This is a genomic window from Actinosynnema sp. NPDC023658, from assembly GCF_040639995.1.
Lineage (GTDB): Bacteria > Actinomycetota > Actinomycetes > Mycobacteriales > Pseudonocardiaceae > Actinosynnema.
Genome location: NZ_JBFAAX010000417.1, coordinates 1 through 5095, shown reverse-complemented (window position 1 = coordinate 5095; position 5095 = coordinate 1). Strand labels below are relative to the sequence as shown.

Sequence of the window (5095 nt, the reverse complement as noted above, 5' to 3'; positions counted from 1 at the left end):
CCGCGACCCGGGGGGGGCGTGCCCCCCCCCCCCCCGGCCCCCCGCCACTCGTCTTGATCAGGCGCTGTAGATCGCTTCGATGTCCTGCTTGTAGGTCGAGGCCACGACGGACCGGCGCAGCTTCAGGCTCGGCGTCATCTCGCCGCCCGCCTCGGTGAAGTCCACCGGCAGGATGCGGAACTTCTTGATCGCCTCCGCCTTGGACACCGCCTGGTTGGCCTCGTCCACCGCCGCCTGGATCTCGCCGCGCAGCGTCTCGTCGTCGACCAGGTCCGCCACGGAGGCCGACGCCGGCTTGCCGTTCTGCTCCTTCCACGCCGGGAAGAACTCCGGGTCGACGGTGATCAGCGCGCCGATGAACGGCTGCGCGTCACCGACCACCATGCACTGGCTGATCAGCGGGTGGGCGCGGAGGCGGTCCTCCAGCACGGCGGGCGAGACGTTCTTGCCGCCGGCCGTGACGATGATCTCCTTCTTCCGGCCGGTGATCCGCAGGAAGCCGTCGTCGTCGAGCTCACCGATGTCGCCGGTGTGGAACCAGCCGTCCTCCAGCGCCTCGGCGGTCGCGGAGTCGTTGTTCCAGTAGCTGCGGAACACGATCTCGCCCTTGATCAGGATCTCGCCGTCCTCCGCGATGCGCACGGACGTGCCGCCGACCGGGCGCCCCACCGTGCCGACCCGGAACGCCGACGCGGTGTTCACGCACGCCGCCGCGCTGGTCTCGGTGAGGCCGTAGCCCTCCAGCACCGGCACGCCGACGCCGCGGAAGAAGTGCGCCAGCCGCTCACCGAGCGGGGCGCCGCCGGACACCGCCGCGGTGCACCGGCCGCCGAGCGCCGCCTGGAGCTTGCTGTAGACGAGCTTCGAGAACAGCGCGTGCTTGAGCTTGAGCCCGACGCCGACGTTGCCGCTGTCGAGCGCCTGGCTGTAGGCCACCGCGGTCGCCTCGGCGGCGTCGAAGACCTTGCCCTTGCCCGCCGCGTGCGCCTTCTGCTTCGCGCCGTTGTAGACCTTCTCGAACACGCGCGGCACGGCCACGACGAACGTCGGTCGGAACGACTGGAGGTCCTCGACCAGGTTCTTCACGTCGGCGGTGTGGCCCATCGTCACTCGCGTGTACACGCCGCACACCGCCAGGGCGCGGGCCAGGATGTGCGCCAGCGGCAGGAACACCAGCAGCGAGTTGCCCGCCTGCATGAGCTGCGGGAACGCGGCGATCCCACCGCGCACCTCGGACAGCAGGTTGCGGTGGGTCAGCTCGCAGCCCTTGGGGCGGCCGGTGGTGCCCGAGGTGTAGACGATGGTCGCGGTGTCGTCCGCGCCGACCACCTTGCGCCGGGCCCGCGCGTCGTCGTCGGACACCGACGCGCCCAGGGCGGTGAGCTCCTCGACGGCGCCTGCCGCGTCGCCGGAGGGGCCGTCGATCTGCCACACCTGCCGCACCTCGGGCAGGCCGGCCACCACGGAGTCCACCATGGCGCGGTGCCCGGAGGTCTCCACGAACACGGCCTTGGCCGAGGAGTCGGACAGGATCCACTCGACCTGCTCGGCCGAGGAGGTCTCGTAGATCGGGACCACGACGCCGCCGGCGTGCCAGACGGCGAAGTCGAGCAGGGTCCACTCGTAGCGGGTCTTGGACATCAGACCCACCCGCTCGCCCGGCTGCAGGCCCGCCGCGATCAGGCCCTTGGCGACCGCGAGGACCTGGGCGGCGAAGTCGCGGGCGGTGACGTCCACCCACGTCCCGTCGACGCGGCGGCGGAAGCTGACGGCGTTGCCGAAGCGCTCCGCGTTCGCCCACACCATGTCGGTGAGGTTCTCCTCGGCAGCCACAGTGGCTGTGGCGGGGACGCTGAACTCGCGCACGTCGACCTCCGGACGTTGTTTGTTACCGGTGGGGAAACTTAGCCTGTGATTCCGGCGATACACCAGGCTGGTGGGTGTTTCCGTGACCGTGTCGTGGCACTCTTCCCACCCGTGCCCAGTGTCGACGTCGTGGACGAGACGTTCCTCGCAGTGCCGCCGCCGGTGGTCGCCGCGGCCTTCGCGCCGCCCGCCGCGTGGACCCGGTTCTGGCCGGACCTCACCCTGGACGTCTACGCCGATCGGGGCACGCAGGGGTTGCGCTGGACGGTCGGCGGCGCGCTGGTCGGAACGATGGAGGTGTGGTTGGAGCCGGTCCTGGACGGCACCCTGCTGCATTACTTCCTGCGTGCCGACTTGCCGGGCGATGCGTCCGACAAGCGGATACGGCGCGAGGTGCGTCGCCGCCAGTTGGCCGCCAAAGAGGTGTCACTCGGCCTCAAACTGATCTTGGAGGACGGCAGGCCGCCCGGCGTGGCGCCCGCGCTGCCGTAGATTTGGGTCTTGTGCGGGTTCACGTCGTCTCGGATGTCCACGGCAACGCGGAGGCGCTGGCCCGCGCGGGTGACGGCGCCGACGCGCTGGTGGTGCTCGGGGACCTGGTCGACTTCGTCGACTACTACGACCACGGCAAGGGCATCCTCGGCCGGGTGTTCGGCGCGGAGAAGGTCGAGGTGTTCGCCCGGCTGCGGCGCGGCCGGTTCGGCGCGGAGACTGTCCGGTACATGCGGTCGCTCTGGGAGGGCCTGGACAACGCCGCCGACGTCGTCCAAGAGGCGATCATGGAGCAGTACTCCGCACTGTTCGGCGTGATGAGCGCGCCGACCTACGCCACACCGGGCAACGTGGACAGCCCGGAGCTGTGGCCGCAGTTCGCCCGCGACGGCGTGCACGTCCTGGACGGGCAGGTCGCGGAGATCGGCGGGCTGCGGTTCGGCTTCGCGGGCGGCGCGCTGCTGCACCCCGGCTTCGTGCCCAACCGGCGCGGGCCGTGGCGGCCCTACCTGCGCACGGAGGAGGAGTTCGGCGCGGCGCTGGCCGGGCTGGGCGAGGTCGACGTGCTGTGCACGCACGTGCCGCCGGCCGTGGCCGAGCTGACCTACGACGTGGTCGCCCGCCGGCCGGAGCTGGGCTCCACGTCGTTGCTGAAGGTGATCGAGCGCGACCGGCCCCGGTGGTCGGTGTTCGGGCACGTGCACCAGCCGATGGCACGCCGGGTCCGGGTCGGGTGGACCGAGTGCGTCAACGTCGGCCACTTCCAGCGCACCGGCACGCCCCACGTGCTGCGTTGGTAAGCAGAACCACCGGGTAGCCTCCCCGACATGGCCGACGAGTCCACCCAGTCCATCGTCATCGACGCGACGCCCGAGGAGATCGCGGCGGTCATCGCCGACTTCGACGCCTACCCCGAGTGGGCCAACGGGGTGAAGCGCGCCGAGGTGCTGGAGACCGGGGCGGACGGCCGCGCGGCGCAGGTCAAGTTCAACATCGACCAGGGCCCCATCAAGGACGAGTACGTGCTCGCCTACGACGAGTGGTCGTCGAGCCGGATCTCGTGGCACCTGGTCAAGGGTCAGATGCAGAAGTCGCAGGAGGGCAGCTACGCGCTGGCCCCCAGGGGCGGCTCGACCGAGGTCACCTACACCCTGTCCGTGCAGCTGGTCGTGCCCATGATCGGCCTGTTCCGCCGCAAGGCCGAGAAGATGATCATGGACACCGCGCTCAAGGAGCTGAAGCGGCGGGTGGAGAACCGGGTGGACGACGCTGGATGAGCGCCCGCCTGCTGCTGTTCACCGGTAAGGGCGGGGTCGGCAAGACGACCCTGGCCGCCGCCACCGCCACCGCCCTCGCCGCCGGTGGCCGCAAGGCGCTGGTCGTGTCCACCGACCCGGCGCACTCGCTGGGCGACGCGCTCGGCGTGCCGCTGTCCGGGCAGGTCACCGAGATCGAGGGCGGTCTGCACGCGGCCCAGGTCGATCCCCGCGCGTTGGTCGACGACGCGTGGCGGGACCTGCGCGGACACCTGCGGACCGTGCTCGCCGGCGCGGGCGTGGACGAGCTGGACGCCGAGGAGCTGACCGTCCTGCCCGGCGTCGAGGAGCTGCTCGCGCTGTCGGAGGTGCAGCGGCTGACCCGCAACGGCCCGTGGGACGTGGTGGTCGTCGACTGCGGCCCCACCGCCGAGACGCTGCGCCTCCTGGCGCTGCCCGAGGCGTTCGCCTCCTACCTGGAACGGCTGTTCCCGACCCACCGCCGCGTGGTGCGCGGCCTGCTGGCCGGCGTCGCCGGCAGCGGCACGGTGGAGAAGTGGGACGCCACCGCCGACGCGCTGGGCAGGCTGGCCGAGGAGCTGGAGCAGCTGCGCGGCCTGCTGACCTCGTCGACGACGAGCGTGCGACTGGTGCTGACCCCCGAACGGGTGGTCGCGGCGGAGACCCGGCGGACCGTGACGGCGCTGGCCCTGCAGGGCATCCGGGTCGACGGCGTGGTGGCCAACCGGGTCGTGCCGGACCCCGGCGCGGACCGCGGCCCGGCCGCCGAGTGGCTGCGCACCCGGCGTGCCGAGCAGGACGCCGTGCTGGCCGAGCTGGGCGACCTCGGGGCGGTGCGCACGGTCGAGCACCGGGCCGCCGAACCGGTCGGCACGGCCGCGTTGCTGGACGTCGCGGAGAGCCTCTACCAGGGCCGGGACCCGCTGGACGGCGCCGCCGACGACGGGCCGCTGCTGCACGTCGAGCGGACCGGCGAGCTGGAGTACACGTTGCGCCTCGCGCTGCCGGTCGGTGACTCGTCGCTCGACCTGGCCCGGGTGGGCGACGACCTGGCCGTCACCGTGGACGGCAGGCGCCGGCTGGTCGCGCTGCCGTCGCTGCTCAAGCGCTGCCTGGTGACCGGCGCCGAGCTGGACGACACCGGGTTGGCCGTGCGGTTCGCACCCGACCCCGACCTGTGGATGCGGTGAGGCACGTGGACTCGAAGCTCGCAGAGGAGCTGCGCCTGCTGCTCGACGCCGCCGCCGAGCGGGCGCAGCCGTGGCTGCACCGGATGGCCGCCGAGGACGGCGAGCACGACACCCGGACCTGCGGCTGGTGCCCGTTGTGCAACGCGGTGGCACTGGCTCGCGGCGACCGGTCGGAGCTGGCCGCCAAGGCCGCCGAGCACGTGGCCGGGCTGATCGCGGTGCTGCGGGCGGCGCTGACCGAACCCGCTGCCGGGCAGACCGCCGCCGGGC

Annotated in this window: 6 protein-coding genes; 5 read left to right on the top strand and 1 reads right to left on the bottom strand. The window is 72.4% G+C overall.

The annotated features are described in order from the left end of the window. Positions 1-57: 57 nt before the first annotated feature. Complete coding sequence (locus tag AB0G02_RS27880) at positions 58-1866, bottom strand: long-chain fatty acid--CoA ligase (protein WP_360799366.1); 1809 nt, start codon at positions 1864-1866, stop codon at positions 58-60. A gap of 111 nt (positions 1867-1977) precedes the next feature. Between AB0G02_RS27880 and AB0G02_RS27875 the strand changes: the two genes are divergently transcribed. From AB0G02_RS27875 to AB0G02_RS27855, 5 genes are all read left to right on the top strand, one after another. Beyond that, positions 1978-2358 carry a polyketide cyclase / dehydrase and lipid transport gene (locus AB0G02_RS27875; protein WP_360799363.1) on the top strand — a complete coding sequence of 127 codons (381 nt, stop codon included), beginning with the start codon at positions 1978-1980 and terminating at the stop codon, positions 2356-2358. A gap of 11 nt (positions 2359-2369) precedes the next feature. Continuing rightward, on the top strand, positions 2370-3158 hold the full coding sequence (locus AB0G02_RS27870) for a metallophosphoesterase (RefSeq protein WP_360799360.1): 789 nt from the start codon (positions 2370-2372) through the stop codon (positions 3156-3158). A gap of 27 nt (positions 3159-3185) precedes the next feature. Continuing rightward, positions 3186-3635 (top strand): SRPBCC family protein, encoded by a 450-nt coding sequence (locus AB0G02_RS27865; RefSeq protein ID WP_360799357.1) that lies wholly within the window; start codon positions 3186-3188, stop codon positions 3633-3635. Continuing rightward, the gene (locus AB0G02_RS27860; RefSeq protein ID WP_360799354.1) at positions 3632-4825 is read left to right on the top strand and encodes an ArsA family ATPase; all 1194 of its coding nucleotides are present in this window, start codon (positions 3632-3634) and stop codon (positions 4823-4825) included. Before AB0G02_RS27865 ends, AB0G02_RS27860 begins: the two co-directional genes overlap by 4 nt. 5 nt (positions 4826-4830) lie before the next feature. Next, positions 4831-5095: hypothetical protein (locus AB0G02_RS27855; protein WP_360799351.1), on the top strand; the 265-nt coding region annotated here is incomplete at its 3' end.